The 2032-nt window shown below is 38.7% G+C and carries 2 protein-coding genes; both read right to left on the bottom strand.

Features of this window, described 5'->3' with window-relative positions; all coding sequences use genetic code 11:
* Positions 1–917, bottom strand: a 917-nt coding sequence (locus BIW53_RS18615) for a transposase (RefSeq protein ID WP_070993532.1), incomplete at its 3' end; no start/stop codon positions are given.
* 322 nt (positions 918–1239) lie between these two features.
* On the bottom strand, positions 1240–2031 hold the full coding sequence (locus BIW53_RS18610) for a hypothetical protein (RefSeq protein ID WP_070993531.1): 792 nt from the start codon (positions 2029–2031) through the stop codon (positions 1240–1242).
* Position 2032: the final 1 nt, after the last annotated feature.

Raw genomic sequence — 2032 nt, 5'->3', positions numbered from 1 at the left:
GCGCAGTACACATCAAGGTTATGCGCTTTACCTACTGCTCCATAAAACACCTTTTCAAACTGTGTGGTGAGTTTTACCCAGTTTTGCGCTTGAATGTTTAATCGTTTTAGAATGGGGGCTTCGTGTTGCTCTATGTAGCCACGCTTGTCGGTGCGAATACATTTGCCCGTGAGCTCAACAAGTTCTAAGTAAGATTTAAGCTCAAATGGTAAACCTTTTGGCATGTGTTTTCTGGGGCACCCTGCAAAGCGTGCAAGTACCTTGGGTTGTTTGCCCGCTTGTACATGTTCACAACGTAGTTTGATACTGGTATGGGCCGACTCTTCAGGCGTTTTTGCCATCTTCGCCCTGATAGGGTTTAAATCTACATAAGCCATGCAGGCCATTAATGCCGCCTCATCTAACAGCGCTTGGCTTTTAAACCTCCCTTCCCAAAAATGACCCGTGCATTTATCTTCTTTATTGGCTCTGCGAGCAATATGCTCATTCAGAACACGCATAAACCAGCTGATACTTGATAACCTAGTCCGATACTCTTTTATTTCTTGGTTTAAAAAGAAGCGCTGACCTTTATCTAAGCACACCCCTTGTAAGTACATCAGAGCAATCTTTGAGCCTTTAAACAACTTGTGCCAACGAAGTAGTATTGCTTTATCACTCAGTCTTTGGGCTTTTTTATCATCTATATAAAGCACCACATGGGTATGATTACTCATCACCGCAAAAGCACACACATCAATACAAAATATCTGTGCTAAAAATAGCAAGCGCTGCTCTACCCAACCTCGACGATGCTCGTATGATTTACCCGTGAATTTATCTTCACCGCACAAAAACGCACGGCGAACACAGCGTGACACACAGTGATAATAAGGCGTATCTGACAAACTAATTTGCCGCTTCCTTGCCAATCCCATCGTTCACTCCTTGAACTTAGAATTTGATTCAATTTTGAGAAGTTAAAAGTGTAGGCTAGCCACTCAAAGATTCAAATTTGAGTGACTGTCCTTTTTAATTTTTATCAGAGAAGCTAAAAGTGTAGGCTAGCCACTCAAAGATTCAAATTTGAGTGACTGTCCTTTTTAATTAGATGCTTGAACTTAGAATTTAATTCGATTTTAAGAAGCTAAAAGTGTAGGCTAGCCACTCAGAGATTCAAATTTGAGTGACTGTCCTTTTTAATTAATTTAGTGACTGTCCTTTTTAATTATTAATTAATTTGAGTGTTAATTCGCTGAGTTAACTATCAAGCAAGTTCAGATCACAATCTATTTTATAGCTTTTGCTCACTGACTCAGTTCTATCCCTGTAACCATACTTCTCAATCAGTACACTAACCGCTTTGTTATCTTTAATACCTAGATTTAAAATATGACCTCCTTTTAGTTCTGATCCTCCATCCAAGTTCAGTTTAATTAACCCCTCTTCAGCAACTACTTCTTTATATCCAAGCGGTTCATAGCTTTTCATACAAGAATAGAAGCGACCTAGCCTTCCTTTTGTTACTGGAAGCTTCAAGTTCTCATTGCTGATATATAGTTCTTTGTAGAATGAACTATCATTTAACGCTTTTATTTCACTAAGTTCGGTCTGTTCTGACCAAGTATTTAACTGGTTTAAGTTACAATTAACGGCAAATAAATGTGTTCTCCAACTATTTACATCACTGTATTTCGCTACAAAAAAAGTAAATGTTTCTCTTCCGGCTGTTTGTAACCCTATCCTATATTGATCATTCACAATTAAAGATACCTCATCGCGTTCACCTTCATTTGCAGCTATCCATTCAATAGGTTTGTAACTTTTCAAACAATGTTGAAACTCACCTAACACCCCATTTTTTTGCCTTAGTTCAACTACCCCAAAGGTAGTTGACTCGACTGCATATGGAGTAGTTGGTGACAACTTTAATAAGTTGTTTAACTTTTCACTGTGATCTGGAACGATTAGAAAACTAATACCTCCAGTAGCTCCAAGAGCAATGAGTGAGCCCAGCACGAGCTTATCTTTTAACGAATATGGTTGGCTCATA

The sequence above is a fragment of the Pseudoalteromonas byunsanensis genome, assembly GCF_001854475.1.
Lineage (GTDB): Bacteria > Pseudomonadota > Gammaproteobacteria > Enterobacterales > Alteromonadaceae > Pseudoalteromonas > Pseudoalteromonas byunsanensis.
The sequence above is the reverse complement of the archived record's forward strand: the minus strand, read 5'-3'. Positions and strand labels throughout refer to the sequence as shown.

Coding starts and splice junctions, on each gene's coding strand:
- BIW53_RS18610 (WP_070993531.1), bottom strand. CDS start 2,031: ATGAGCCAACCATATTCGTTAAAAGATAAGCTCGTGCTGGGCTCACTC.